Origin of the sequence: Streptomyces sp. NPDC052682, assembly GCF_040678435.1 — a bacterium.
In the GTDB taxonomy this organism is placed as follows: domain Bacteria; phylum Actinomycetota; class Actinomycetes; order Streptomycetales; family Streptomycetaceae; genus Streptomyces.
The window spans coordinates 1-26,936 of record NZ_JBFATS010000037.1; the positions used below are offsets into that span (position 1 = coordinate 1).

Genomic DNA, 26,936 nt, shown 5'->3' on the forward strand with positions numbered 1-26,936 from the left:
GGCGCGTCCCGCCCGCGCGGCGGCCACGCCGCCGTCGGCACCGGCGGCGCGCCGCCCGGGCCCGGTGCGGAACACCCCGGCGCGCACCGCACCGTCCGGCACCGACCCGCGTTTCGAGAACGGTCCGCTCGCCGTCGTCGACGTGCGGGACGGCCAGGCCCTCGCGTATTGCGTCGGCGGCCTGGTGCTGGACGTCCCCGCCAAGTCCCTGCCCTCCCTCGTCGACTGGGCGCTCAACGAGGCCGGGCTGGGGCAGCCGAAGCTGGTCGGGGCGGGCAAGGACGCCGACCCGCTGCTCGTCCTCACCGAGGCCGCGTGCGCGCGCTACGGCCTGCCGGTGACCCTCACCGAGGAGGAACGCCTCGCGGGGAGGCTGCCGGAGAACCACACGGTTCTCCGACAACTCGCGCGCGCCGACTGGAAGCTGACCAAGCGCGGCTTCGGGCCGTGGGCCCGCATCTACCGCCCGGCGCAGGGCGCGGAGCGCCACTGCGTGCAGCTGTGCATCCCGTCGTGGCAGGCGCTCGACGCCCGGCACTGGGGCGACGCCGCCCAGCTCCCGCCGGCGGACCTCGCCCGGGTCCTCGGCACCTACGCGGAACGGGTGATCACGCCCCGCGGGTCCACCGCCGTCACCGGCCTGGAGCTGATGACCGCCCTGCACCCGCCGACCCGGGCGAGCGAGCCGGACGAGACGGGCAGGCGGCACAGCGTCCACAACCCCGGCTCGCTCGGGAAGGACCCGGTCGACCCCGCGCCGTGCGAGGCCCCCGACGGACACCCGCTCCTGGCCGGCCTGCCCCGCTTCCACCGCCGTACCCCGGCGGAGGTCCTGGTGGAGGAGGCGTACGACTGGGCGCGGCCGCTCACCGACGAGGAGTGCACCAGGCGGTACCTGGTCGGCCTCGACGTCAACATGGCCTTCGCCGCCGGAGCCAACGGTCTCATCGTGGGGCTGGGCGCGCCGACACACGTCGAGCGGCCGGTGTTCGACCCCAAGCTGCCGGGTTGCTGGCTGGTCGACCTGTCCCACGTCGACCTGTCGAAGGTGAGGGCCGGCAAGGAGTGGGTGGAGCTGGACGCCGACCTGCTGCCCAGCCCGTTCACCCCGTCCGGCGAACGGCCGGCGGGCCCGGCCTGGTACGCCACCCCGACCGTCGCCTACGCGGTGGAGCTCGGCTACGAGGTCGCCCCCGCCGAGGCCTACGTCCGCCACGACACCGGCCGTTACCTGGACGCCTGGTACAATCGCCTGCGCGACGCGTACGTGCGGACGATGGCCGACCTCGGCGTGCCCGCGGACGCCGGCCCCGAGGAGTTCCTCGCGGCGATGGACGGCTACCGGGACCGCGACCCGCAGATGGCGATCGTGCTGTCCGCCATCAAGGCGACCGTCAAGGGCGGGATCGGAAAGCTGCGCGAGCGGCCGCGCGGCGGCGGCTGGAAGCCCGGCCGGCCGTGGCCGGCCCTCGCCCGGCCGACGTGGCGGCCGGACATCCGCGCCGCGGTCATCTCCCGCACCCGCGTCAACATGCACCGCAAGATCGTCAAGCACGCGGCGTTCACCGGGCAGTACCCGGTCGCCGTCCTCTCGGACTGCGCCGTGTACGCCGCCGACGGGCCGAGCCCGCTGGACTTCCTGCCCTACCGGGACGGCAAGCCGCTGCCCGGCGGCTGGCGGCTCGGCGTGAGCCCCGGGATGGTCAAGCACGAGGGCACCCAGACGGTGCTGTGGGGCGAGGGCGTGCGCGAGCGGTTCGACGCCCCCGAGCTCAACCTCGCCCGCTACATCAAGACCGGCGAGGTCACCCAGCAGGACGACGGGGAGTAAGCCGTGAGCATGGTCGGGGACGGCCTGGACAAGGCGGTGCAGGGGGCGTTCACGCGCCCCGTTCCCAAGTCGGCGGGTGCGCGGATGCGCTACCTCGTCCGGCAGCTGAAGGGCACCCGGCAGGTCGCCCAGCTGCTGCGGATCTCCCAGCGCACCGTCGAACGGTACGTCAAGGACCAGATCAGAAAGCCCCGCCCGGATCTCGCCGCCCGTCTGGAGGCCGAGGTGAGGAAGCGCTGGCAGCCGCAGGTCAGGGCCCGGGCCAAGGAGCGGGCGGCGACCACCGACGGCATCGTCCTCGACACCCGCGCCCGGATCGGCTACACCGCACCCGTCGGCACCACCGACGACGCCCGCCTGCGCCACCTCACCGTCGCCCTGCCTCCCCAGTACGCCGCCCGCCTCTTCGAGGCGCGGGAGCAGGGGGCTCCGGAGCAGCGGCTGCGGGAGATCGCCGCCGAAGCCCTGAAGGAGGTGTACTTCCAGGACGGCGGACGCCGCGCCGGGATGCTCGAGGAGGTGCGCTTCACCGACATCGAGCACGTCGAGTTCGACCTGTAGGCGCCGGGCGACCGGGCCTGCCGCGCCGGGTGCCGGACGCGGCCGAGGAGAAGCTCTGGGCTTGCTCAAACCGGGATTGAGCACGCCCGAGGTGAGGGCATCGTCCGGTCAGCCGGTGCGCACGCCCCGGCAGAACGGGGGACGAGATGGTGACCGTGATCATCCTGCTGGTCGTGGCCGTGTCGGCGATACCGGCGCTGTGCCTGTGGTGGGCGAGCCGTGCCTGGCGGCGTGCCTGGGACGATCTGGGCCGGCAGACGGCCGTGAGCGGCCGGGGGAGCGGGCTGGGCTTCGGGGCGTGGCCGTCGAGCAGCGGCGGTACGGGCACGGCCACGACGACGAGCGCCGGTGACAGTTCGACCACCTGGTCGTCCTGGTACGCGACGGACTCCTCGTGCGACGGATCGTCGGCCGCGACTTCCTGCGGCGGCAGCTCGTCTTCCTGCGGCGGCAGTTCGTCGTCGTGCGGCGGCAGCTCGTCTTCCTGTGGCAGCAGTTCGTCGTCGTGCGGCAGCAGCTCCTCGTCCTGCGGCAGTTCGTCCTCCTGCGGCAGTTCCTGCTGACGGCCGCGCTCTCGACGTTCTCTCACCTGCCCGTGGTCCACTGGCCGGGTGATCGGCGAGAGACGGACGGACACGGACGACCCGAAGGCGCGCGGCCTGCCGCTCGTCGCGGTGCTGCTGACGCTGACGGCGGTCAGCGGCCTGATCGATGCGGTGACCTACCTGGGCATCGGGCGCATCTTCACTGCGAACATGACCGGGAACGTGGTGGTGCTGGGCTTCGCCGCAGCCGGGGCGCCGGGCTTCTCGGTGCCGCACGCGGCCACGTCACTGGGCACGTATCTGGCGGGTGCGGTGACCGGCGGTCGGATCGCGGTGTGGCTGGGGGAGGGCTCCCGCCGGACCTGGGCGCGTGTGACGCTCGCGGTCGAGGCGGCGCTGATGGGCGCGGCCTCGGTGGTCGCCTACGTCTCGCCCGGCCATGCCGGGACCGCCTACGCGCTGATCATCCTCACGGCGCTGGCGATGGGCCTGCGCAACGCGACGGTGCGCAGGCTGGGCGTGCCCGACCTGACGACGACCGTCCTGACGATGACGCTGACCGGCCTGGCCGCCGAGTCCCGCGTCGGGGGCGGTTCGGGCACCCGCTCCGCACACCGTACGGGCGCGGTCGTGGCGATGCTGGCGGGGGCCGTGGTCGGCGCCTGGCTCGTCATCCACCACGGCCTGGCCGTCCCCCTGCTGGTCGCGGCGGCGACGACCGCGGCGCTGGCGGCGACGACCGCGGAACGCTGACGCCACGACCACCCCCGCCGCCGTGGCCGGTGTGAGCTTCCCCACCGGCCCCGAATGAAACACGGCGCGCGGGCAACGCTCTCGTGCATGTCTCACAGGTACCTCCCCCGGCAGGCGACGTGACGGCGGGCACCGAGGCACGCCGGACGCCTCCCGCCCCGAGCACGGCAGCCGGGGCCGCCCCGGCGACCGCGGCGCCCGCCCTGCCCTCGCTGACGGGACTGCGCTGGATGGCCGCCCTGCTGGTCTTCGGCCTGCACGTCCGCAACGCGCACGTGTTCGGCGACGCCGGAGAACACATCGCCACGTGGGGCTTCGGGGCGGGCGCCACCGGCGTGTCGTTCTTCTTCGTCCTGTCCGGCTTCGTACTGATGTGGTCGGCGCGGCCGGGCGAGCGCGCGCCGGTGTTCTGGCGGCGGCGCATCGCCCGGATCTATCCGGTCCACCTGGTCACCGCCGCGATCGCGCTGCTGTCGGCGGTCACGGTGGCCCACCGGGCGGTGCCCACCCTCGCGCAGGGGCTGGCCGACGTGCTGCTGGTGCAGTCCTGGTGGCGCCCCTGGTGGCAGACGCTGAACCCGGTCAGCTGGTCACTGGCCTGCGAGGCCTTCTTCTACGCCGTGTTCCCGCTGCTGGCCCGCCTGCTGCGCCGTACGGGCGGGCGGGGAGCCGCGCTGCTGGCCGGGGCATCGGTGCTGGCGGTGCTGGTCCTGGCCTGGTCGGACGCGCACCACTGGCTCGGGCAGCCGGCCTACTCCTTCCCCGCGGCCCGCCTCCCCGAGTTCGTCCTCGGTGCCGCTGTGGGCCGCCTGGTGGCACTCGGACAGTGGCGCGGCCCCGGCCTGGAAGCCTCCCTCGCGCTGTCGATCGTCGGCTACTTCCTCGTCCCCGAGGTCCCCGCCGGCTACCCGGCCACCGCCTGCACCCTCGTCGGCTTCACGCTGCTGATCCCGGCCGCGGCCGTCGCCGACCTGCGCGACCTGCCCTCGGTGTGGCGGCACCGGCGGCTGGTGCGGCTGGGCGAACTCTCCTTCGCCTTCTACATGATCCACCTGCTCGTCCTGCGGAGCGCCACCGAACTGCTGGGAGGATCCCCGCACTTCGGTGTGCTGCCCGGCCTGACGGCCACCGCCGCCGTCTTCGCCGTGGCCCTGGGCCTCGCGTGGGCGCTGTACGAGGGTGTGGAACGCCCGGCACGACGACTGCTGCTGCCCCGCGCCCGGGTGTGACACGGGTGTGCCCTCGCGGGGCAAGGGCACGGCCGCCCGGCGTTGATGACGCGCCCCGCGCGTGGTCGTGGCGAGGGGGACGAGCAGTGTGCCGCCGACCCGGCGGACCTCCCGCCCTCCGCGGCGAGCCCCTCAGCCGATGGGGACGACACGCGCCCACGAGGGCGGGGTGTCCGGGACGTACGTGGGGTCCTCCTCGTCCACGGCGCGGGCGGGGCGGGGGAAGAGGCCGACGACGGTGCGGCAGGGCGGTTGCGCCGAGGGCCACGGCGTCTGGCCGTCCGTCAGGGCGACGACAACGTCCGGGCGGGGCCGGCAGCGCAGGGCCCGGGCGAAACCGGAGCGCAGGTCCGTGCCCCCGCCGCCGACCAGCTCCAGGTGCTCGGCGCGGCAGAGCGGGACGGCGACCCCGGCCGCCGCGTCGCAGGAGATCACCGACACCAGGTCGCGTCGTCCGCCCACCGCCCGCGAGATCGCGGCCACCTCCAGCAGCGCACTGCCGAGCTCCGCGTCGCTGACCGACGCCGAGGTGTCGATCACCACACAGACGCGGGGCGGCATGCGGCGCAGACTCGGCAGCACCACCCCGGGGACACTGGCCGAACGCCGGGAGGGACGCCGGTAGCTGTGGTCCTCGCCCGCCCCCGGCCCACCCGCCGCCGAACGGATCGCCGCCCCCAGCAACTGCCGCCACGGCTGCGGCGGATGAAACGCCTCCTGCGCCCAGCGGCGCCACCCCTCCGGCGCGTCACCCGGCCGTCCCTTGATGCCCTCCGCGACCCGGAAACGCACCGCGTCCCGCTGCTGCCTGCTCAGCCCGTGCGCCCCGTCGGGCCCCAGCTCCCACGGCCGCTCGTGCCCGTCGGCACCACTGCCGCAGTCCAGCCAGGCCAGCTCCGGCACGAGCCCGGACAGCGATGCCCTCCGCAGGTACTCCTCCATCAGCAGCCCCTCGGGCAGCCGCAGCAGCGACGGCAGCACCGCACCGGCGGGCCGGGGCAGACCGTCGCCGTAGATGTCGTCGTTGATCTCGAAGTCGGCGGCGATGTTGCGCCGCAGCCTCCGCCCGCCCTCGGTGTGCGGGACTCCGTTCGCGCTTTCCCCGCCCGGGTCGTGTGCCTCGTGCTCCCGCGCGTACCGCTCCCCGCGCCCGTGGTGGTCCCGGAGCAGATGGGACACCTCGTGCACCCACACGCCCGCCAGCTCCTCCACGGGGGTGCGGGCCACGAAGCCTGGGGAGACGTAGCAGCGCCAGTGGGCGTCCACCGCCATCGTCGGCACCGACCGGTCCTGAACCACGTGCAGCGCGAACAGCGCGTCGGCCAGGTAGGGCCGGACCTTCACCGCGTGCAGCCGGGCGGCCAGCAACTTCTCCCGGTCCAGAGGGAGTCCGGGCCCGCCGGCCCCGGCAGCCGAGCCGGCCGGAGGGCCCGGCACGGCGGCCCGCACCGGGCGCGGTGGCGCGGGCCGGGGCATCGGCCGCGGCAGCGGACGCTTCCCGCCCCCCGTCATCGGCGCGCCCCGGTCGCCCGCCCGCCGTCGGCCGCGGCGGCGACCCGTGCCACGGACCGCTCCGCCCGCCGCGCCAGACCGATCACCCCGGCCAGCCGCTCCACCGCCTCCGGCACCTCCCAGTCCTCGCGCCGCAGCGCGGCCAGTGCCGTCGCCGGGGCCACCAGCAGGTCCGGGGCGCCGGTCTCCAAGGCCCGGACCAGCACCGCCCAGGCCGCCTCCCACCGCTGCCGCTCCGGCCGCGCCCCGACGGCGGCCACCACCCCCTCCAGCGCCGCCTGCCGCAGATCGCCCCGCACCGGGAGTTCGGCGCGGGCCGGATCGGCCAGCAGCGACTCCGGGTCCGGCAGGTCCATACGGTCCAGATGGGCGAGGAGCTCCAGGCCCGGGCCGTCCCCCACCGCGCCCCGCACCAGCAGCGCCAGCACCTCCCTGGAGACGGAGGCGGCCGTGCCGAACGCCAGCAGCGTCAACGCGGCCTCCCAGCTGCGCGGCGAGGGCCAGGCGCCGCCGCGCCGCGTCTCGCTGCCGGGCAGCCGGTGGATCAGCGTCGGCCGGGCGGTGAGGAAGCCGCAGACCACGCGCCGGGCGAAGGCCACCGCCTCGGGGAGCCGCTCCGGCACCAGCCGGGGCAGCTCCGCCCGGGGCCACACCCCGCCGAGCCCGCGCACCACCACGTCCCGGTCGTGCACCCAGTGCAGATGCACGAACCGGTTGGCCAGCGGGGGACTCAGCTCCCACCCGTCCGCGGCCGACGCGCGCGGATTGGCGGCGGCCACGATCCGCACGCCGGGCGGCAGCCGCAGCGCTCCGACCTTCCGCTCCAGCACGACCCGGAGCAGGGCGGCCTGCACGGCCGGTGTGGCGGTGGACAGCTCGTCCAGAAAGAGCAGCCCCCGCCCGGCCCGTACGAGCTCCACGGCCCACCGCGGCGGAGCCATCGGCACGCCCTGCACCGCGGGATCCTCGCCCACGATGGGCAGCCCGGAGAAGTCCGACGGCTCGTGCACGCTGGCGATCACGGTCGTCAGCGGCAGGTCGAGGCTGGTGGCGAGCTGCGTCAGGGCCGCGGTCTTGCCGATGCCCGGCTCGCCCCACAGCAGCACGGGCAGGTCGGCCGCCACGGCCAGGGTGAGCGCTTCGAGCTGCTCGTCGGGACGCGGTTCGGTGGTGGTCGTCCGCAGGAGGGACAACAGGCCCTCGGCAACGGCGAGTTGGGCGCTCGGTTCCGAGCCGGCGGGGATGCCGGCGGACGGGGCGGACGGAAGGGTGCGGGAAGGCATGGGCATCACCTGGGGAGGGAGAGAGGGGAACGGGACGGCCCGTTCCACACGGCATGGAGACGTCCCGGCACGCGGGGCGCGAGGCGGGGAGAGATGTTTTTGCGGGTCTGTGGGTCTGCGGGTCAGCGCGCCAGGCCGGTGCGGGGCCGCGCCCGGCTGCTCCGCTTGCTGCGCAGCACGTGAGGGAGGTGGCGGTCGAGCCGGGGACGGTGGCCCGCTCGCGCGCGCTGTCCGCCCGAGGCGTCGACGCCCCCCGCCGTCGCGGCAGCAGGGTGCACGGCGACCAGCCCCGCCCGGTAGAGCCCGTCGTCGACGCGGCGCGCCGTGGCGGACTCCAGTTCCTGCCGGAGCGGCCCGTCGCGCAGCACCGCGCCGGGACCGAGCAGCCCTTCGACCACGGCCAGCGCCCCACTGACGTCACCGTGCCGCAGCCGCTCCCGGACCGCGGGCAGCGCCTCCGGGTTGCGGTGCGCCGCGTCGATCGCCCGCAGGCAGGGCAGCGCCGGCCCGCCGAGCGCCACGAGCAGTTCCTCGCGGCGCAGTTGGGCCGGGTCGTGGTCGATCGCCGTCAGCACGCCGTCCCGCAGCGCGATCCGGTGGACCTCGCCCCGGCACTCCACACGGTGCGGATCGCCGGGCTCGGTGACGGGGCCGGCCGCCGGTGCGGGGAACCGTCCCGCGAGCGCCGCGCCGACCAGCGGATGCAGCCGCTCGGCCGCGACCAGACCGGCCCGCAACAGTTCCAGATCCGGCAGGACCCGGGCCGCCGCCTCCGGCAGGACCGGCAGCGCTGCGACCTCCTGCGGCGGCAGCGCCTCGCGCAGCGGGCGGAACGCCGGGACATGGCTGTCGTCGGGCGCGACCAGTTCGAGCACGGCGCGGCTGCGCGCGTCGAGCCGCACGGTGAAGGCCCCGCGAGGGCGCCCCTCGGCCCGCAACAGCAACTCCGCTTCCGCCGCCCACGTGCCCAGCGCCCAATCGGCGCCCGCCTCCACTCCGCCGGCTGCGCGGGGCGGGACGTACGGCGCGACGGCCGGGGCCCGCCCGGCACCGCACCGGCGCGCCAGCTCACCACTGCGCTCGGCGTCCCACAGATGCCGGTGCAGGTCGAGCCGGAACCGCCGGTCCGGACGCGGATGCGGATGATGCCCCGCGGCGCCGCCTGCGGAGCCCTCCCACAGGGCCAGCGACATCCGCTGCCCCGCGTCCGCCGAGGCCGGCGGCGTGCGCACCACCAGCTCCAGCGGTACGGCCCCGGACGTGCGGTAGCGGGCCAGGCAGACGGTGAGGCCCGGCCGGAGCCGCCCGTCGGGGGCGATGCGGGGCATGTGCCAGCGCAGCAGGTCCGGCGCCAGCCGACGCAGGTCCGCTCGCAGGCGGGTGACGAGATCGGTGCCGTGCCGGTCGCGCACGGCGCGCAGATCGAGAGCGACGTCGACCCGGGCGGCAGCACAGGCCCCGGCCCAGTCACCGGCCGCACGCCGCGCGGTCGCGTTCTCGATCATGGACGGTGGCACGGCGTACGCCCGCACGCGCTGCCACATCAACAGGCGGGACGGAATCGTGGTCGCGAGGTGAGATGCCATCAGCACTCACCTTGCGCGAACGATTCCCCCAATCCGTACGAGGAGAAGTTCATCATCCGGGGCATCGTAAGCGGCCCGGTGACGATCTGTCACTCGACTTGTGCGCGCTCGTTCGAGCCGTCCGGTGTGAAGCCCCGGCGTCAGTTCCAGCCGAAGCGGCGGTTCACCACGGCGGAGAACTCCTCCAGGGTCAGTACGGCGTCCCCGTTCTGGTCGGCGGCGTCGAACAGCGCCGACGAGGCGTCGGCGTCCTGCACGCCCCACAGCGGCATGACGCCCGAGGCGGCCAGGGAGGGGCCCTTCGTGCGCAGGGCGACGATCACCTCTTCCCGGGTGAGGTTTCCGTCCTGGTCGAGGTCCAGCGCCTCGAACAGCTTCCGGGCCTTGTCGCTCATGGTCGTTCCCGTCTGTCGCGGTCGGCGGGCGCGCTCACTGCGCTCAGCGGGGATGACGCCTGCCGCGCCGGCCGGGTTCCCCGACCGCGGTGGCGCCTGCGGCCGCTCCGCCCGGCCGGTCATGCCCCGGGCGGCCGGCCGGCCCGGTCCAGCGCCTCCTCCAGTGCCGCCCGGGCCGCGTCCAGCGCCTCGGCCCGGTCCTGCGGGACCAGGCCGATGCGGGTGCGGCGGTCGAGGAGGTCGTCCTCGTCGAGCGCGCCCTCGTGCTGTGCGGCCCAGAGCAGCTCGGCGTGGGTGACGGGGTGGTGGGGCAGTACCGGCCGGCGCAGCCGGGGGTCGCGGGCGCCCAGGGCGTGCACGGCCGGTGCTTCGGTGCCGTGGCGCTGGACGAGGCGGCGTGGGGCCTGAAGGGCGGCGAGGACGTGCGGCGGCGCGGCACCGACCAGGGGCAGGGACGCGGTCGGGGAGGGGCCGGCGCCGAGACGGTGTGCGGCGACGGCGGCGTCCACGGCGTCCTCGGCCATACGGCGGTAGGTGGTCAGTTTGCCGCCGACGACGGTGATCACACCGTCGGGCGAGGTGAGCACCGCGTGCCTGCGGGAGATGTCCGCGGTCCGGGGAGCCGCCGTACCCGTGGCCGCGGCCGGTGCCGTGTCCAGCAGGGGGCGCAGGCCCGCGAAGGCGCCCACCACGTCGTCACGGCGGACGGGGACGTCCAGGGCGGAGCCGAGGACGTCCAGCAGGAAGCCGATGTCCGTCTCGGGTACCTGCGCGACGTCGGGGACCTCGCCCTCGACGGGCTCGTCGGTCAGGCCGACGTAGACACGCCCGTCGCCCTGCGGCAGGACCAGCACGAACCGGTTCGTCTCCCCGGGGACCGGGATGTGCAGCCCGGCGGGCAGCGGGCCCAGGTGCTCGCCGCGCAGGACGAGATGGGTGCCGCGGGAGGGCCGGATGCGGATGCCGTCGACGATTCCGCCGGCCCACACCCCGGAGGCGTTGATCACCGCACGGGCGCGTATCTCGCCTTCCTCGCCGGTGAGTTCGTCACGCACCCGGGCGCCGTGCCCGGTCAGTTCCAGCGCGCGCACCCGCGTGAGGACGCGCGCGCCCCGCGCCGCCGCGGTGCGGGCGATCGCGGTGACCAGGCGGGCGTCGTCGGTGAGCCGCCCGTCGAAGGACAGCAGGCCGCCGCGCAGCCCGGCGGGGCGCAGCGCCGGGGCGAGGGCCCGGGTCTCCACCGCGGACAGCCGGCGCGGCGGCGGCAGGGTGGCGCGGGCGGTACGGGCCGCCACACGCAGCATGTCGCCGGCGTGGAAGCCGGCCCGCGCCAGGGCCGCCTGCCCCCGGGACACCAGGGGTGTCAGGGGCAGGACGAAGGGCTGGGCGTGCACCAGGTGGGGCGCGGTGCGCTGCATCAGCACACCGCGCTCGACGGCGCTCTCGTGGGCGACGTCGAGCTGGGCGGAGGCGAGGTAACGCAGCCCGCCGTGGATGAGCTTGGAGCTCCAGCGGGAGGTGCCGAAGGCCAGGTCGTGGGCGTCGACGGCGGCGACGGTCAGGCCGCGCGCCGCGGCGTCCAGGGCGGCCCCGGCGCCGGTCGCGCCCAGACCGACGACCAGGACGTCCACGGCCGGGCCGCCGACGGTGCGGGCCAGTTCGCGTGCGCGCCGCTTCGCGGTCAGGGAGGAACCGGGGGGCCGCGCCGTGGCGGCCCGGGTACTGCTGGTGCTCATGGCCTCAGGGTCCTCTCCAGGACGGTCCGCAGTTCCGCGAGGAAGGCGTCGCCGGTCAGTTCGGGGTCGTCCGCGTCGGTCATGGTGCGCAGCGACAGCGTGAAGGACTGCACGATCAGCAGCAGGGACCGGGCCTGGCGCTCGGCGTGGCCCGGGCGGACCGAGCCGTCGGCGTGGCCTTCCCGCAAGGTGCCGCGGATCAGTTCCAGCAGGGCGTCCTGGCTGGCCCCGCGCCGGTCCAGCACGTAGGGCAGCAGCAGTTCGGGGTCCACGTCGACGATCTTGCGGAACAGTGGGTGGGCCCGGAACGCCTCGACCCCGGCCACCAGGCCGTCGACGATCAGGGTGCGCGCGTCCGTCCCCGGCCGGCGCTCGGGCATCGCCGCGGTGGCCACCTGCACCCACTCCCGGGTCATCAGGTCGCCGACCAGCGTCCGCACGTCCGGCCAGCGCCGGTACAGCGTCATACGGGAGACACCGGCCCGGCGTGCCACGTCGGTGAGGGTCGTACGGCGGACACCGACGGCCAGCACGCAGTCGCGTACGGCGTCCAGGACGGGATCGCTGCCGGAGTCGCCGTCGCCGTCCGAGCCGTTGTGACAATTAGGCGTCATGTGTCACAGTGTAACGCGCCCTGGGTCGTGACGACAGTGCCCTGCACCGCCGCCGGGACGCGCCGGCCCGTCCCGGCGGCGTACGCCCTACCCGATGTGACCGATGCGACCGATCCGACCGGTGAGGAACAAATCCCATGGACATGCTGTGGAGCGGCTGGGGAGACCCGGCCAAGGCCACGCCGCTGCCCGACACGGTGACCGGGCTGCTGCGTGATCTGCTCGGCGTCAGGCCCGGCAGCAGCGCACCGGTCGCGCTCGGCGACATCGACGTGCCCCCCGCACCGCTGGACGCGGTGGCACGCCGGGCCCTGGCCGAGGCCGTCGGCGACCCGGCGTACGTCCGTACGGACGCCGAAACCCGCGTCAGGCACACCCGCGGCAAGTCCACTCCCGACCTGCTGCGCATCCGCGCCGGCGACATCGGCGACCTCCCGGCGGCCGTGGTCCTGCCCGCTAGCCACGACGAGGTGGCCGGCGTCCTCGGGGTCTGCGCCGCCCACGACCTGGCGCTCGTCCCGTTCGGCGGCGGCACCTCCGTCGTGGGCGGTCTCGCGCCCGAGCGGCGACGCCCGTTCATCGCCCTCGACCTGCGCCGCATGGACCGGCTGCTCGCCCTCGACCCCCTCTCCCGCACCGCCACCTTCCAGCCCGGGCTGCGCGCCCCGCAGGCCGAGGCGCTGCTGGCCGAGCAGGGCTTCACCCTCGGCCACTTCCCGCAGTCCTACGAATGGGCCACCCTCGGCGGATTCGCCGCCGCCCGCTCCAGCGGACAGGCGTCCGCCGGCTACGGCCGCTTCGACGAGATGGTGCTGGGACTGACCCTGGCCACGCCCGAGGGAACCCTGGACGCCGGCCGCGCCCCCCGCTCCGCCGCCGGACCCGACCTGCGCCAGCTCATCCTCGGCTCCGAGGGCGCGTTCGGCGTCATCACCTCGGTCACCGTCCGCATCCGCCCCCGGCCGCAGACCCGGCGCTACGAGGGCTGGCGCTTCGCTTCCTTCGAAGAGGGCGCCGCGGCCCTGCGCCGCCTCGCCCAGGACGGGCCCCGGCCCACCGTGCTGCGGCTCTCCGACGAGACCGAGACGCTGATCGGCCTCGCCCAGCCCGACGCCCTCGGCTCCCCGGACGCCGGACACGGCACCGGATGCATGGCGATCGCCGGCTACGAGGGCACCGCGCGGGACACCGCCCAGCGCCGGGAGGCGGCGGCGGGCGTCCTGCGCGCGTGCGGCGGCTCGTACGTGGGCGAGGAACCGGGGGAGCGCTGGGCGCACGGCCGCTACTCGGCGCCGTACCTGCGCGACGCGCTGCTGGACGCGGGCGCCTTCGCCGAGACGCTGGAGACCGCCGCCTTCTGGTCCCGTGTCCCCGAGCTCTACGCCTCGGTACGCGACGCGCTCACCGCATCCCTCACCGAGGCCGGCACGCCACCGCTGGTCATGTGCCACATCTCGCACGTCTACGAGAACGGCGCCTCCCTGTACTTCACGGTCGTCTGCGCGCAGGGCGAGGACCCGGTGGCGCACTGGGCACCCGCCAAGCGGGCCGCCTGCGAGGCGATCCTCGCGGCGGGCGGCACCATCAGCCACCATCACGGGGTGGGCACCGACCACCGCGACTGGTACGTCCGGGAGGCCGGCGACCTCGGCGTGGCGGCCCTGCGGGCCGTCAAGCGACGGCTGGACCCCGCCGGCCTGCTCAACCCCGGCGTACTCCTGCCGCTCGACTGACCCCGCGCCCACCGCGACCGCACCGCCCGCCCTCGCTCACCGCGACCGCCGCCCGCCCGCCCGCGCTCCCTCTCCCGCCCGCCGCCCCGGAGGCCTCCCGATGCGACAGTTCACCGCCATCGTCAACCCCAGCGCGGGCGCAGCCGGCTCAGCCGCCGCCCTCCTCCAGGTGGCCAGGCTGCTGAGGGAGGCGGGAGCCGAGCTGCACACCGAGTACAGCCGCAGCCTGGACCACGCCCGGGACCTCGCCCGGCAGGCGGGCGAGCGGGACCGGATCGTCCTCGCCGTCGGCGGCGACGGCATCGCCGGCGGCATCGGCGGGGCGCTCAGCGGCACCGGGCACGTCCTCGGCCTGGTCCCCGCCGGCCGCGGCAACGACTTCGCGCGCGCCCTGCACCTGCCCGCGGACCCGGCCGAACTGGCCCGGATCCTGCTCCACAACGCCCCGCGCGCCGTCGACACCATCGAGGTCGAGTCGGCCGTACACCCCCGCACGGCCGTCCTGGGCAGCGTGTACGCGGGCGTCGACGCGGTCGCCAACCGCCATGCCAACCGCACGAGGCTGCTGCGCGGGGCCGCCTCCTACTACGCGGGCGGACTGCGCGCCGTCGCCACCTGGACTCCGGCGTCCTACCGCGTCACCGTCGACGGCGAGGAGCACCTCCACCGCGGCTACACCGTGGTGGTGGCCAACTCCCCCTACTACGGCTCCGGCCGCATGATCGCCCCCGCTGCGCGGGTCGACGACGGCCTGCTCGACGTGGTGATGATCCGCGCCGCACCCCGCCGGCTGTTCTTCGCCCTGATGCGCGAACTGACCTCGGGCAGCCACGTCCGGCGGCCCGAGGTGACGGTCCTGCGCGGCCGCGAGATCCGCGTCGAGGCGGACCGGCCCGTGCCGTACGGCGCCGACGGCGAGGTCGACGCCGTCCTCCCGGTCACGGCGAGAGCGCTCCCGGGAGCGTTGCACGTGCTGTGCTGACCCGGGCACGGCGAGCCGGTGCACGGGCTGTGCCGGGAAGCTCAGGAACCGACCGACACGGTGAACCGGCGCGGGTTGGGGTCGTGCGCCGCGCCGGAGACGTCGGGGCGCCCGTCGGGGCGGACGTCGTCGTAGGGGAAGGCGTAGCCGATCGGGGTGTACGCGTGGACCAGCCGGGCCCAGTGGTTCGTCGACGGATCACGGTAGTAGTCGGAGGGAGACGGGCCGTTCGGCTGGTCCGGGTGGGTCAGCAGGGTGGAGCGGTTGAAGCCCGCCGCGAGCCGGGCCAGGAGCGCCTTGCGGTCGTCGGAGTCGGCCGGGTTGTTGGCGAAGGGGCCGTGGTTGCAGGTGAAGACGTCCCTCGAGGTCGGCTTGGTGAAGGTGTGCCCACCGGTGAAGGTCAGCACGTCCCCGGTGACCCGCCCCACCCGTACGCCGCGTCCGCCCTGGAGGTCGATGCGCAGGTCGGTGGTGCGGTACTTCTGCCAGACACGGTCGATGTAGCCGGTGAAGGCGTCGCGGAACGGCATCTGGTCGGGGCGGTCGAAGTACGGCGCCATGAGGTTCTGCGGCGAGATCACCCGCAGCACCGAACCGCTGGAGGAGCGGATGACCAGCTTGTCCCAGGGCCGGCCGTCCCGGGCCGCCTGCGCGACCAGGCCGTCCGCGATGCGCTGCAGCGCGCCCGAGGGGAGCGGGGCCACGGTGTGCGTGGCGTCGCCGGTCAGCGTGATGCCGATGGGCAGGGCCGTGACGAGGTCGACGTAGCTGATGTTGGCGTACAGCTGCGAGGAGTTGAACGTGAACTCGGCGAACGACCACACCCGGCCGTAGTTGGGGTCGGCGGGGGTGGCGAAGGCGGGCTCGACCAGGGCGGGGCCCGGGTTGAGGAAGAAGTCCAGCTTGGTGTCGCGCACGAAGTAGACGCGGGCACCGAACATCTGGGGCAGCGTCAGCACGACCGGCCCGGCGCCGGCCGGGCGCAGCGGAATGGCGCAGTCGACCGGCAGCGGCGTCAGGGGGCGTGCGGGGGACTCGGGCCGGTACACACCGCCGCCGGGGCGCAGCAGCATCCAGCGGCCCGTGCCCTGCTCGAAGCCGGTGACGTAGGCGTGCACGGTGCCGGGCAACGACTTGTTCTCCAGGGCGAGTTCACACGTGGCCGGGGCCGCGGCGGCTGGGGTGCGGGAGGCGAGGACGGTGCTCGCGGCGGCGGCGGCCGCCCCGGCGAGGACGGCGCGGCGGGAGAGGTGTCCTGAGACGTGAGTGGACATGGAGCACTCCTGTGGGGTGGGGAGTGGTGGGGAGTGCCCACACTGTCCTGGGCTCCTGAGCACCCGTCAAGACTTGTGGCTGAGAGCGCTCTCAGATTCTGTGTCTTTTCACAAGTCGACGTCCGCGGACCGCCCTTGGGGCTGGAGGCCGTTTACTGCGGCCGGGTCGCGAGCTGGATCAGGTTGCCGCAGGTGTCGTCGAAGACGGCGGTGGTGACGGGCCCCATCTCCAGGGGCTCCTGCGTGAAGCGGACACCGAGCCCGCGCAGCCGCTCGTACTCCGCCCGCACGTCGTCGACGGCGAACTGGGCGAGCGGGATGCCGTCCTCGACGAGCGCGTCGCGGTAGGCCCGGGCGGCCGGATGGCCGACCGGTTCCAGCAGGAGTTCGGTGCCGTCGGGCTCCTCGGGTGAGACGACGGTCAGCCACCGGTCGGTCTCGCCTACCGGAACGTCGTTCTTCTTCACGAAGCCGAGGATCTCGGTGTAGAAGCGCAGGGCCTTGGCCTGGTCGTCGACGAAGACGCTGGTCAGATGGATCCTCATGGGGTGCTCTCCTCCGGTGCGGGCGAGTCGGGCCCGAGCCACCGCTCGGTGATCTGCCGCAGTGGTGCCGTGTTCAGGTCGTGGAACTTGTAGCGGCCCTCCCGCCTGGTCCGCACGAGCCCGGCGGCCTCCAGAACGGCCAGGTGCTGGGAGACCGCCTGACGCGAGATGCCGAGCCGATGCTTCATGCTCAGTCGCGCGCAGATCTCGAACAGTGTCTGCCCGGACCTCTCGGTGAGCTCGTCGAGGATGGTGCGACGGGTGGGATCGGCCAAGGCTTTGAAGAGGTCGTCGGCCACGGCCCCAGAATAGGCAAGTGCTCGCTTGCCTGTCGACCGGGGACCCCGGCGTCGACGCCGGAGGGGGCACGATGGCACGTCATGACGGCGGCTGGACGGACGGACACCGGGAGAGCCGGCAGGACGCCGAGGAGGCGGTACGGCGCCTGGGGCGACGCCGGCGGGAGGCGGCGTGGTGGAGGCGCTGGCGGAGGACCCGTACGCCTTCGACACCGACGCGACTCTGCGCATCGTCGGTGTGACCCTGTGGGTGGAGCTGCCCGAGCGGGAGTACGGGGAGGCCTGAGGTGCCGGGCGTCGTCCCGGTCAGCGCACGCTTCGTCGCGCACATCGGCGCTGCAAGACCGCAACTGACAGTGTGTGGGGTGCGCGCCGCGCAGGGCAGCGCCCCGGGCCGGTCGGCGGTCGGCCGGTCGGCGGCAGCGCAGCCGCGGCCGCGAACCGTCCGTCAGACCGCCCGGCCCGGGGCGCCAGGGGGGGGCAAGATCACCAGTAATGGCGGCGGCCGGCGACCGCGTGTCCCATCGAACCCATGATCCACAGGACCGCGCCGATGACGGCGAGGATGATCCCGATCGTCCAGAGAATCGATATGCCGGTGATGAATCCGATGACCAGCAGGATGATGCCGAGGAGGAGCATGACGGCCTCCGGTGCGCAGTAGTGCTGCTTTCACTGTGGACCGCGACCACGGTTTAGGGAAGTACCGGGATGCGGTTCCCTGCCGCGGGTTTCGCGGAGAACGACGCGGCGGGGCAGCGGCGGACGGACGGCCCTTGGGCAGTCGCCCGGCACACGGGACGGCTCACGGGGCAACCGGACAGGGGAGCAGCCCTACCACGAGGAGTGTCCAGGCCGATGGGTACCGCAGTCCACGTTCCACAGACCAGGGACATGATCGGGGACGAACTCTCCGGCGACGAGGCGTTCACCGCGCTGCGCCACTACGGAGGACTGCGGCTGCTGGCCGACTCCTTCGCACGGTTCCGTTACGCGGACGGCTTCACCAACGCCCGCGCCCTCGCCTTCCAGGTGGTGCTCGGGCTGGTGCCCTGCACCATGGCGCTGGTCGGCCTGGCCACCTCGGTGCACACGGAGGCCGTCGGCCGGATCATCGAGCTCACGCTCGGGCGGATCGTGCCGGGCGCGAGCGCCCGGATCGTCGAGGACGCCTTCGAAGGGACGCGGCGCAGCGCGCACGGCGATGTCTGGAGCACGCTCGCCCTGTGGCTGGGCCTGGGCTTCGCCCTGGTGAATCTCGCCTCGGCCATGGGACAGATCGAGCGCGGCGCCAACCGCATCTACGGCATCGAACGCGATCGCCCCTTCCCGCGCAAGTACGCCCGGGCACTCGCTCTCGCGTTCGCCGCCGGTCTGCCCCTGGTGCTGGGGTTCGTCGTCCTCGTGGCCGGGGAGGCCGTGGGCGACGCGCTGGCGGAGTCCGCCGGACGGGAGGGCAGCGGGCCGCGATGGTGGGGTGTGCTCGACCTTCCCGCAGGGCTCGCGCTGGCCTGGGTGGCCTCGGCCGTGATCTTCCGCTGGTCGCCCCGCCGCGCCCAGCCCGGCTACACCTGGCTGGCCTTCGGTTCAGCCGTGCACCTGGTGCTGTGGGTGTCGGCCACCTGGCTGCTCGCGCTGTACGTCGAGGAAAGCGGTGCCTTCGGCGCCGTGTACGGGCCCCTCACCGCCTTCGTCGCCCTGCTGTTGTGGGCCAACCTCACGGCCGTCGCCCTCTTCCTCGGTATCGCGTTCGCCGCCCAGCTGGAAGCGGCCCGGGCCGGCCTCGCATCCGCCGTCCAGCCGGACCCCGGGCCAGGTGCGTGACAGCACGCCGGGTGAGATCGAGGCGTCGCCGCGCAGGCAGGCATCGATGCCGCCGTCGCGGTCACCCTTGAGGGACCAGGAGGTGACACCGTGATCGACGCGGCCCGTACGGAAACCACGCCACCGGACGACCTGACGCACGCCCTTCACGCGCCACCCTTCACTCACTCAGCCCCCAGCGGCAGCCTGCACCGGCACCGGCAGCAGGCGCTGCGCCCATGACGAACCGCACGACCACCACATCCGGCACCCTCGGTCCGTCCGCACTGCCGGTGTACCTGACGGCCGCCGCCCTGGCGCGTACGGCCGATGGGGGAGCGCGCGTCGCGCTCGTCATGCTGACCGCCCAGCGTTCCGGCAGCCCGGCGCTGGGCGGCGCCCTGGTGGCCGCGCTGATGATCCCGCACGTCGCGGCGGCGCCGGTGGCCGGGGCGCTGGCGGACTCGGTGAGACGACGCCGCCTCTTCCACGGCGGCGGGATCAGCCTGTACGGCGTCGCCCTCGCCGCACTCGCCCTCCTGGTGGGCAGGGCCGACGACCTCGTGGTCCTCACCCTGGCCGCAGCCGCCGGATGCGTCGCCCCGCTGCTGACCGGGGGCCTGACCAGCCTCCTCGGGGAGATGCTGCCCAAGGAACGACTGACCCGGGCGTTCAGCGCGGATGCCGTCTCGTACAACCTGGCGGGCATTCTGGGGCCCGCTGCCGCCGCCGCCGGGGGGACCGCGACGGGCGCCGGTGTGGCCCTGGCCGTGCTGGGCGGCTCAGCGACGGCGGGTGGCCTGCTGCTGTTCTCGCTGCGGCTGCGCTCGCGCACCTCCGCGCGTGCGCCACGCTCCCGGCCCCGGCCCGCCGAGCTGCTGCGCGGGGCGGCCGTGCTGGTCCGCAACCGCCCGCTCAGGTCGGTCACCTGGGCCAGCGGCGTGGGTCAGCTGGGGATCGGTGCGCTGCCCGTCGTCACCGCGCTGCTGGCCCGCGACCACCACGCTCCGTGGGCGACCGGCGGACTGATGACCGCCTTCGCCGTCGGCGCCCTGGCCGGTTCCCTCGGGTACGGGTTCCGGCCCCTGGGCGAACACCGGCCGGAGCGTGTGGTGCTCTGGGGACTCCTGGCCACCGGTGTGCCCCTGGCGGCCGTGCCCTGGATCGGCCACGCCGTCGCGGCCGCGGCCCTGTTCGCCGCTGCCGGGTTCTGCACCGGCCCGCTGTTCAGCGCGTTGCTGGCCAGCCGCGAACGGTACGCCCCGGCGGCCGTCCGCACCCAGGTCTTCACCCTCGGCGCGGGCGTCAAGAGCACCTTCGCCGCGGCGGGGGCGGCCGCGGCCGGCGCCCTCAACGGCCTGGGAGCAGGCCCCCTGCTGCTGGGCATCGCCGCGTGCCAGCTCGCGGCCGCGGCACTGGGCCGCGCCCTGCTGACCGGCGGGCGCACGGACCAGGCCACGGCAGAGGCCGGACCAGCCCCCGCCCCCGCACGGACGAGCCACCGGTGAACAGGGCCACGGCGAAGCCATCCCCCCGCCGGCCACCAGGCCCCTGCCGACGCCTCGGCGCGCTCCCCTGGCGAGGGGATTCTTTTTGTGCTGGCATATCCGGTTTCGTACCGGTACGGGGTGGTGAGTCGGAGGGGGCTAGCGAATCGCGAGAACAGAAAGAAGGGTGAACCAAGTGATCACCCGCGAGCAGATACCGACCGTCCTCGACCACCCCGTCTACGACGCCGAAGGCGCCAGGATCGGCGAGGCCAAGCACGTCTTCCTGGACGACGTCAGCGGCGAGCCCGAGTGGGTCAGCGTCAAGACCGGCCTGTTCGGCACCAGCGAAACCTTCGTGCCGATTCACGACGCCTCCGTCGTGGAGGACCACCTGGAGGTCCCCTATCCCAAGGACACGGTCAAGAACGCGCCCAACGTCGACGTCGACGCGGGTGGACACCTCTCCGAACAGGAGGAACACCGCCTCTACGAGTACTACGGCATCGACTGGGACACGGCCTGGCAGCAGGCCGACCAGCCCGGCGAAGTCGGCATGACCACCGGCACCTCCGGTGACGTACGCCGCCGGGAGACGACCGGGATGTCCGGCACCACGGACACCGCCGCGGGCACGGATGACGCCATGACGCGTTCGGAGGAGCGCATGCGTGTCGGCACCGAGCGCCGTGAGACGGGCCGGGCACGGCTGCGCAAGTACGTCGTCACCGAAGAGGTGCAGCAGACCGTTCCGGTGCGCCATGAGGAGGTCCGCGTCGAACGCGAGCCCATCACGGACGAGAACCGGGACGCCGCCATGGCCGGGCCTGAGATCAGCGAGGCCGAGCACGAGGTCATCCTGCACGAGGAACGCCCTGTGACTCAGACCGAGACGGTGCCCGTGGAGCGGGTGCGTCTGTCGGCGGAGGAGCGCACCGAGGAGGAGACCGTGCGCGGCCAGGTCCGCAAGGAGCAGATCGAGACCGAAGGCATCGACGAGGACCGGCGCGACCGGTGAACGGCCCTTACCCACACGAAAGGAACCGGCTGCCATGACGCAGGTTGAGCAGCCTCTCACAGAAGCCGGCATCAAAGTCCGCCAAGTCAACCACTACCAGTTCAGTTGGGTGGCTGGAGACCCCGGCGAGCCCGGTACCTTCACCCTTCAGCTGGTCCTGGACGAAGGTGCCGGGGAAGAGGTCCTCACGGTCGACGCCGACGACGCCGACGTCCTGAAGGACCTGCTCGAGCACAACCAGACCGTTCAGTACGACGTGCCACGCCACACTCTCATGTTCGGCGTGACGCCCGCAGGCAGCTGACCCCGGCGTCCCACCAGCCCACCGCACCCACCGGGTTCCTCGTCCGCACCGGATGCGGTGGGCCGACGCTGCCTCGGCAGCGCCCGAGGTGCGCCCTCCCCTGTGATGGGCAACAGTGGTCGTCAGGTGCCGACGCGCTGCCTGGCCTTGCTCGCCGCCGAAAGGAAACAACGAGATGTCGCAACGCAACACCGTCTTGCGCAGCCTGCACGACCTCGGGCTGGCCGCATGGTTCGGCGGCTCCCTGATGGGCGCCGTAGGCCTCAACGGCGCGGCACGAGCTGAGGGGGGAACACCGGAGAACACCGCGCGGGTCAGCAGCGCCGGATGGGCGAAGTGGACACCGGTGAACGCCACGGCCATCGGCACCCACCTGGTCGGCAGCAGCGGCCTGCTCGCGGCCAACGCGGCGCGGGTGGCCACCCAGCAGGGAGTGGGTGCCTCCACCCTGGCCAAGACGGTGCTGACCGGCGCCGCCCTGGCCGCCACCGCCTACAGCCGCGTGCTGGGCAAGAAGATCGAGCTGGCGTCCTCCACCGACCCTGAGGACACCGAGAAGGCCCGGGAGCACCCCGTCAGCCTGGAGAAGGCGCAGCGCCAACTGGCCGTTCTGCAGTGGACGGTGCCGGCCCTGACGGGCGGCCTGCTCATCCTCAACGCGCTGCACGGCGAACAGCAGCGCCCCGAGGAACAGGCCCGGGGCATGTGGCAGCGAGCCATGAGCAGGGCCCCGCACCTGCCCTCCATGCAGATGCCGTCGATGCCGTCGATGCCGAACATGCCGCACATGCCGGAGTGGCGCTGGACGCACCACTGAGACCGGCCCACCTCCGCCACCGATCGCCGGAACCACACGATCGCCGAGTACATCCCAAGAACCGGCCGGATATCCGACAAAGTGCATCTACTCTCGAAGGTGTCCATCGGTTCGCCCGCGCACGGGACAGGACCGGAGCATCCCCGAGAGTTCACCGAAGGCTTCCGTGTCCCCTGACCATGGAGCATCCCCCCGTCCGCTGCCCGCCGGGCAGGCGGTGACCGGCGAAGGCATCAGCGTCGTCACCCTGCACGGCGCCATCGACCACCGCAGCGCCGCTCACCTCGGCGCCACGATGCTGTTCCCGCACGGCACGGCCGCGGCCCGTACCGTGATCGACCTCACCGCCGTCACCTTCATCGACTCCACCGCCATCAACGCCTTCATCGCCGCCCACCACGCTGCCCGGCGGTCAGGCGGCTGGCTGCACCTGGCCGGCCTCAGCGCGTCCGTGCTGAGCACCGTCCGGCTCGTCGGCCTGGACGAGGTCATCCCCTGTTACCCCACTCTCCGCCACGCCCTGGCCTGTTGACGGTACGGCCCACTCACCTCACCGCACCTCCCGCGCGTACGGCGCGACGGTGATCCGGTCGATCAGCGGTGCGTAGCGGGAGCGCAGCAGCACGCCGGGGAAGGTGTCCGAGGCGTACGTCGTGCCGTTGAAGTCGGGCAGTTCCTCGCAGCGGAAGCCGACCGTGTTCTCGCCCTTGCTGAGGTGGACCGGGACGGTCAGCTCCCAGAAGTTGTTCTGGTGGAAGGTGTGCGGGAAGCCCACGCGCCGCACCTCGCCGCCGTTGACGGTGATGTCGGCGTGGCGGGCGAGCGGGTCCGGGTTGTAGTGGGTGGCCTGCGACTGCTCCGGGTTGGAGTAGCGGATGCGCAGCGCGTACAGGCCCGCCCGGTCGGCGGCGACGGTGAACGTCGCGGTGTTGCCGTTGCCGGGGGCACCGCCGACGCCGGTGATCGCCGCCCCGCCGGTGGCCAGGGAGAGCGGGGTCAGCGTGGCCGAGCCCGCGAGCTCGGCCTCGGCGGCCGCGTAGGTCCGCGTCGGCAGCGTGCCCCGGGTGGGTGTCACCGTCAGGCGGTCGACCAGGGTCGTGACCGGACCCCCGGTCACCGTCACCTTGTTGACGCCGCCCGAGAGGGAGACCGCGACAGCGCTCCTGTCCTTGCCCAGCCGCAGGACCTCGTGGCCGTTGACGGCGAGCCGGGCACCCGTGCCGCCCAGGGTGTCGACCTTGAGCGTGGCCTCGCTGTCGGCGGGGGAGTAGACCCAGAACGTGGCGGTCTGGCCCTTCGCGAGCCGGGCAGCGCCCGACCCGGTGGCCGCCCGCTTCGGCAGGTCGTAGACGGGCCGTGCCCCGCCGTCCAGCCAGGCCAGCTCCCCCTCATACACCCGGGTGCCCGCCGAGGCCTCAGGCAGGGAGAGGGTGAGGCGGTCGACGATGGCGTCGCCCTTGGTGGCGCGCTCGCCGTCCAGGCTCCGCGCCGCGAGCGTGAGGGTGTGCGTGCCTTTGGTGAGCTCCACCGTGGTGTCGGTGTGGTCCCACACCACCCACTTGTAGCCCAGCGGCAGATACAGCTCCTGCTCGCTGCCGGCCGTACCGTCCACGCGCAGGAAGACGTTGGTGGGGCCCTGCTCCCTCACCTTGTCGAAGGTGTTGAGCGAGTTGGCGAAGACGCTCAGGTCGTACGTGCCGTCCTCGGGCACCTCCACGGTGAAGTCGAGCGCGACGTCGGAGCCGGTGCGCAGGCCGCCCACGTCATGGCCGCCGGAGGTGTAGAACTTCGACACGTCCCGGGGCGAGCCCTCCGGGCCGTTCCTCGAGTAGCCGGACCCGGTGTGGGCGGCGTCCTCGGCCTCGTACGAGCCCTGCCAGCGCACGGGCGGGGACTGGGTGCCCCTCGCCTTCCCGGCCGGGCTCAGGACGATCTCGTACGCCGAGGACTCCTTCAGCCTCGGCAGTGTGCCGTCGCCGAAGTCGACGACGACCGTGCCGTCGTCCGCGACCCTCAGATCGGTCTCCCTCAGCAGTTTCGGACCGGAACTGTCACCGATCTGGCCGCTCCACTCGATCTCCCGCACCCAGGCGTGCACGGTGTCCCCGAAGACCTTCTCGGGAACGCCCGCGAAGGTGATGTGCCCCTTGCCGGTGGAACCACCGAACAGCAGCCGCGCCTGCCGCTTCCTCTCGTCGAGCGTGGCGACGCCCTGCAGGGTGTAGTTCTCGCCCGGGAACGGCGGGCTCACCCGCACCGTGTGCCCGCTCATCGAGGCGTACGCGTGGAGCAGCCACCACTGGCCGTTGCCGCGGTTGGACTGCACCGCCGAGTCGGAGAGGTTGCCGTCGATGTTCCAGTACGCGATGTCCGCGTCGACCTTGGCCTCCTCGATCGCCGAGACCCACTGGATCATCTGGCCCGGGACGGAGGTGTGGTAGTTGAAGGCGTACTCGTTGATGTTGACGGGGAGTCGGGTGCCCTCCTTGTCCGTGCCCTTGAACAGTTCCTTCTCCCACGCCCGGTACGTGGCGACGCTCCGGCGCACCGCCTCGGGGTGGCTGAGCTCGTGCCAGGTGATCACGTCGGGGAGGGTGCCGGCGGCCAGGGCATGGGTGAGGAAGCCCTTCACCTGGTCGTACAGGACGCTGGTGTTGGGGCCGGCGACGCGGGCGCCGGGCATCCTGCCCTTGATGAGCCGGTACGCGGAGTCCCAGGCGGCGAAGTAGTCGCCGGGGTCGTCGAGCCAGCTGACCTTGTCGTAGCTCCACTCACCGGTGCCGAACATGTTGCCCTCGGGCTCGTTGAACGGCACGAAGACGATGTTGTCCTGGTACGCCTCCGGCAACGTCAGGACCTGGTCGACCTGCGCGGCGATCTTCTCCTGATAAAGCCTCAGCTTCTCCTCGGGTGTGTTGCCCGGCCACTGGTACGGAAAGCCCCGGTGGATGTCCGTCATGTAGATGTACACATCACCGTCGGTGGCGTCCGCGAGCGGCCTGACCACCTCCAGCGCATCCGCACCGGGGTGCTGCGGGCCGTCCTGCGCCTTGGTGGAGACCGTGCGCAGGCCCATGCCCTCCATGAGGTTGTGGGTGGGGACGTCCGGCCCGTACACGCCGTACAGGGTGCCGGAGGCGCCGCCGTGGAACGCGCCGGTGTGAGAGCCGAGGTGGACGGTGAGCTGTCCCTCGCGGACCACGGTGACGGTGGCCTCGACAGCGAATCCGGCGGCCGTTCCGGCGACCGTGAACGACCCCGGCTTCGCGTACGCCTCGGCCGGTACGGCGTCCCAGCGGACCGGCACGTCACGGTCGAAGCCGTCGGAGAAGGAGGAGCGGACGGCGGCCGGGAGGGACGGGGCGGCCCCGGTGGTGGTACGGACCTCGAAGGACGTCCTCGACAGCGACCGGACGGTGGGCAGGGACCCGACCGTCCCGGCCACCTGCTCCGCGCTCAGCGCCGCGTGCCACACGGTGAAGTCGTCGACCGCGCCCTTGAGCAGCGGGTCAGGCCAGAAGGACCGGCCGATGTAGCCGGCGGCCGTGGCCGAGCCGTCCAGCAGGTCCCTGGCCTTGATGCTCGTGCGGGCCGACGATACCGCCACGCCGTCGAGGTAGGTGGTGAGCCGGCCGGCCGCGCTGTCGAGGGTGACGGTGACCGTCCGCCACTCGTTCGCGGGCAGCATCGCGTAGCCGTCGACCTGGGTCTCCGCGCCCCCTCCGCCGGTGGTCACGGCCGTGCGCAGCACCCCGTTCCCGCTGTACGGAGTGGTGAACAGGTACGTGGTGGTGTCGGTGCCCAGATCGAAGATCCGCTGCCAGGACGACGTGTCACCGCTCCACTTCACCCGCGCCGACACCGTCAGGTCGGCCGCGTCGCCCACCACGTCGCGCGGCAGCCGGACGTACGCGCCGTGGGAGTCGGGAGCGCCACCGGGCAGGGCGAGCGCCCTGCCGCCGTCCGGGCCCGCCACGGACTGGGCGGTGGAGCCGTTCACCAGGGTCGCCGTCAGGCCGTTGCCGGAACTGTCGGTGATCCTGCCGGAGGCCAGGTCGTCCTGGTCGAAGGTGTAACGGGCGGCGGGTCGGGGAGTGTCGGCCGCCTGTGCGGAGGCCCCCGGTGAGGTCAGCAGACCCGCGCCGAGAGCCACGGCCACGGCGGCCGGGGCGCGGCGCCGGGCGGATCCGTCAGCGGAAGACATGGATGGCGTCCCCAATCCTCGAGTCGACAAGCCGAACCGGTTCGACCGCTGTCCGCGCGAAGAGAAGCCTTTCGCGCAAGACAGGGCGGCGCCCCGTACGGCCGGGGAGGGAGCCGTGCGGGTCCACGGTGCCGGAATGGCCGCTCCGTCGAACCGGTTCGGCGAAGCTAACACCGGCGCGTACGACCGACAATCCCTCCCGCACGATGTTCCGTTGAGCTCGTTCACCGGACACGAACCGGTTCGACCTGCCGGACTCGCTGATGTCCGGCCCACACCCTTACGATCCGGTGGGCACACCTCGACCGGGGGGCCGAACCCATCCGACCCATGCGAGCAAGGAGTCGCCGTGAACATCGGTGAGATCGCCCGGCGGGCCGGTGTCTCGCGCTCCACCGTCTCGTACGCGCTCAGTGGCAAGCGTC

25 protein-coding genes are annotated in these 26,936 nt (G+C 73.6%); 13 read left to right on the forward strand and 12 right to left on the reverse strand.

The annotated features are described in order from the left end of the window. A partial coding sequence (locus AB0K80_RS33275) for a transcriptional regulator (RefSeq protein WP_365676187.1) occupies positions 1-1,831 on the forward strand: 1,831 nt, incomplete at its 5' end. 3 nt (positions 1,832-1,834) lie between these two features. Further along, a complete protein-coding gene (locus AB0K80_RS33280) occupies positions 1,835-2,392 on the forward strand; it encodes an XRE family transcriptional regulator (protein ID WP_365676189.1) in 558 nt (185 codons plus the stop codon). On the opposite strand, the gene AB0K80_RS33285 is transcribed toward AB0K80_RS33280, so the two are convergent. Beyond that, on the reverse strand, positions 2,358-2,981 hold the full coding sequence (locus tag AB0K80_RS33285) for a hypothetical protein (protein ID WP_365676191.1): 624 nt from the start codon (positions 2,979-2,981) through the stop codon (positions 2,358-2,360). The genes AB0K80_RS33280 and AB0K80_RS33285 overlap by 35 nt on opposite strands. Positions 2,982-3,003: 22 nt before the next feature. Here AB0K80_RS33285 and AB0K80_RS33290 point away from each other — a divergent pair, with 22 nt between their 5' ends. Together AB0K80_RS33290 and AB0K80_RS33295 are read left to right on the forward strand one after the other, a co-directional pair. Next, entirely contained in the window at positions 3,004-3,690 is a 687-nt protein-coding gene (locus tag AB0K80_RS33290; protein ID WP_365676193.1) for a YoaK family protein, read from the forward strand. A gap of 119 nt (positions 3,691-3,809) precedes the next feature. Beyond that, complete coding sequence (locus AB0K80_RS33295) at positions 3,810-4,919, forward strand: acyltransferase (RefSeq protein ID WP_365676195.1); 1,110 nt, start codon at positions 3,810-3,812, stop codon at positions 4,917-4,919. Between the two features lie 132 nt (positions 4,920-5,051). On the opposite strand, the gene AB0K80_RS33300 is transcribed toward AB0K80_RS33295, so the two are convergent. The 6 genes from AB0K80_RS33300 to AB0K80_RS33325 form a co-directional block, all read right to left on the reverse strand. Next, on the reverse strand, positions 5,052-6,395 hold the full coding sequence (locus AB0K80_RS33300; protein ID WP_365676197.1) for a VWA-like domain-containing protein: 1,344 nt from the start codon (positions 6,393-6,395) through the stop codon (positions 5,052-5,054). A 32-nt stretch (positions 6,396-6,427) separates the two neighbouring features. Continuing rightward, positions 6,428-7,714: a MoxR family ATPase gene (locus AB0K80_RS33305; RefSeq protein ID WP_365676199.1), complete on the reverse strand. Its 1,287-nt coding sequence runs from the start codon at positions 7,712-7,714 to the stop codon at positions 6,428-6,430. A 122-nt stretch (positions 7,715-7,836) separates the two neighbouring features. After that, entirely contained in the window at positions 7,837-9,300 is a 1,464-nt protein-coding gene (locus AB0K80_RS33310) for a hypothetical protein (RefSeq protein WP_365676201.1), read from the reverse strand. 140 nt (positions 9,301-9,440) lie between these two features. Then, positions 9,441-9,695, reverse strand: a complete 255-nt coding sequence (locus tag AB0K80_RS33315) for an EF-hand domain-containing protein (protein WP_365676202.1) — start codon at positions 9,693-9,695, stop codon at positions 9,441-9,443. A gap of 119 nt (positions 9,696-9,814) precedes the next feature. Then, positions 9,815-11,431, reverse strand: a complete 1,617-nt coding sequence (locus AB0K80_RS33320) for a glycerol-3-phosphate dehydrogenase/oxidase (protein WP_365676204.1) — start codon at positions 11,429-11,431, stop codon at positions 9,815-9,817. After that, positions 11,428-12,045 carry a TetR/AcrR family transcriptional regulator gene (locus tag AB0K80_RS33325; RefSeq protein WP_365676206.1) on the reverse strand — a complete coding sequence of 206 codons (618 nt, stop codon included), beginning with the start codon at positions 12,043-12,045 and terminating at the stop codon, positions 11,428-11,430. Before AB0K80_RS33325 ends, AB0K80_RS33320 begins: the two co-directional genes overlap by 4 nt. A 137-nt stretch (positions 12,046-12,182) precedes the next feature. Between AB0K80_RS33325 and AB0K80_RS33330 the strand changes: the two genes are divergently transcribed. Together AB0K80_RS33330 and AB0K80_RS33335 are read left to right on the forward strand one after the other, a co-directional pair. Beyond that, complete coding sequence (locus AB0K80_RS33330) at positions 12,183-13,778, forward strand: FAD-binding oxidoreductase (RefSeq protein ID WP_365676208.1); 1,596 nt, start codon at positions 12,183-12,185, stop codon at positions 13,776-13,778. Between the two features lie 100 nt (positions 13,779-13,878). After that, positions 13,879-14,760, forward strand: a complete 882-nt coding sequence (locus tag AB0K80_RS33335; RefSeq protein ID WP_365676210.1) for a YegS/Rv2252/BmrU family lipid kinase — start codon at positions 13,879-13,881, stop codon at positions 14,758-14,760. Positions 14,761-14,801: 41 nt separating this feature from the next. On the opposite strand, the gene AB0K80_RS33340 is transcribed toward AB0K80_RS33335, so the two are convergent. The 4 genes from AB0K80_RS33340 to AB0K80_RS33355 all read right to left on the reverse strand — a co-directional run bounded on the left by AB0K80_RS33340 (position 14,802) and on the right by AB0K80_RS33355 (position 17,520). Then, a complete protein-coding gene (locus AB0K80_RS33340; protein ID WP_365676212.1) occupies positions 14,802-16,034 on the reverse strand; it encodes a glycoside hydrolase family 64 protein in 1,233 nt (410 codons plus the stop codon). A 152-nt stretch (positions 16,035-16,186) separates the two neighbouring features. Continuing rightward, positions 16,187-16,579, reverse strand: a complete 393-nt coding sequence (locus AB0K80_RS33345) for a VOC family protein (protein ID WP_365676214.1) — start codon at positions 16,577-16,579, stop codon at positions 16,187-16,189. Then, positions 16,576-16,878 carry a metalloregulator ArsR/SmtB family transcription factor gene (locus tag AB0K80_RS33350; protein ID WP_365676216.1) on the reverse strand — a complete coding sequence of 101 codons (303 nt, stop codon included), beginning with the start codon at positions 16,876-16,878 and terminating at the stop codon, positions 16,576-16,578. The genes AB0K80_RS33345 and AB0K80_RS33350 overlap by 4 nt, the downstream gene beginning before the upstream one ends. Positions 16,879-17,364: 486 nt before the next feature. Then, on the reverse strand, positions 17,365-17,520 hold the full coding sequence (locus AB0K80_RS33355) for a DUF6131 family protein (protein ID WP_365676217.1): 156 nt from the start codon (positions 17,518-17,520) through the stop codon (positions 17,365-17,367). A 216-nt stretch (positions 17,521-17,736) separates the two neighbouring features. On the opposite strand from AB0K80_RS33355, the gene AB0K80_RS33360 reads away from it, so the two are divergent. The 6 genes from AB0K80_RS33360 (at position 17,737) to AB0K80_RS33385 (ending at position 22,839) form a co-directional block, all read left to right on the forward strand. After that, positions 17,737-18,702, forward strand: a complete 966-nt coding sequence (locus tag AB0K80_RS33360) for a YihY/virulence factor BrkB family protein (RefSeq protein ID WP_365676219.1) — start codon at positions 17,737-17,739, stop codon at positions 18,700-18,702. 218 nt (positions 18,703-18,920) lie between these two features. Further along, positions 18,921-20,189, forward strand: coding sequence for an MFS transporter (locus AB0K80_RS33365; RefSeq protein WP_365676221.1), 1,269 nt, complete (start codon positions 18,921-18,923; stop codon positions 20,187-20,189). A 175-nt stretch (positions 20,190-20,364) separates the two neighbouring features. Continuing rightward, entirely contained in the window at positions 20,365-21,186 is an 822-nt protein-coding gene (locus tag AB0K80_RS33370; protein ID WP_365676230.1) for a PRC and DUF2382 domain-containing protein, read from the forward strand. Positions 21,187-21,220: 34 nt separating this feature from the next. Next, positions 21,221-21,490, forward strand: a complete 270-nt coding sequence (locus tag AB0K80_RS33375; RefSeq protein ID WP_365676223.1) for a hypothetical protein — start codon at positions 21,221-21,223, stop codon at positions 21,488-21,490. A 175-nt stretch (positions 21,491-21,665) separates the two neighbouring features. Beyond that, positions 21,666-22,307 (forward strand): hypothetical protein, encoded by a 642-nt coding sequence (locus tag AB0K80_RS33380; RefSeq protein ID WP_365676225.1) that lies wholly within the window; start codon positions 21,666-21,668, stop codon positions 22,305-22,307. Positions 22,308-22,473: 166 nt separating this feature from the next. Further along, entirely contained in the window at positions 22,474-22,839 is a 366-nt protein-coding gene (locus tag AB0K80_RS33385; RefSeq protein ID WP_365676227.1) for an STAS domain-containing protein, read from the forward strand. A gap of 18 nt (positions 22,840-22,857) precedes the next feature. Here the strand turns inward: AB0K80_RS33385 and AB0K80_RS33390 are convergent, their stop codons facing one another. Continuing rightward, positions 22,858-26,511, reverse strand: a complete 3,654-nt coding sequence (locus AB0K80_RS33390) for a LamG-like jellyroll fold domain-containing protein (RefSeq protein ID WP_365676228.1) — start codon at positions 26,509-26,511, stop codon at positions 22,858-22,860. Between the two features lie 349 nt (positions 26,512-26,860). Between AB0K80_RS33390 and AB0K80_RS33395 the strand changes: the two genes are divergently transcribed. Then, positions 26,861-26,936 (forward strand): LacI family DNA-binding transcriptional regulator (locus AB0K80_RS33395; protein WP_350818257.1); only part of this gene is annotated, 76 nt, incomplete at its 3' end.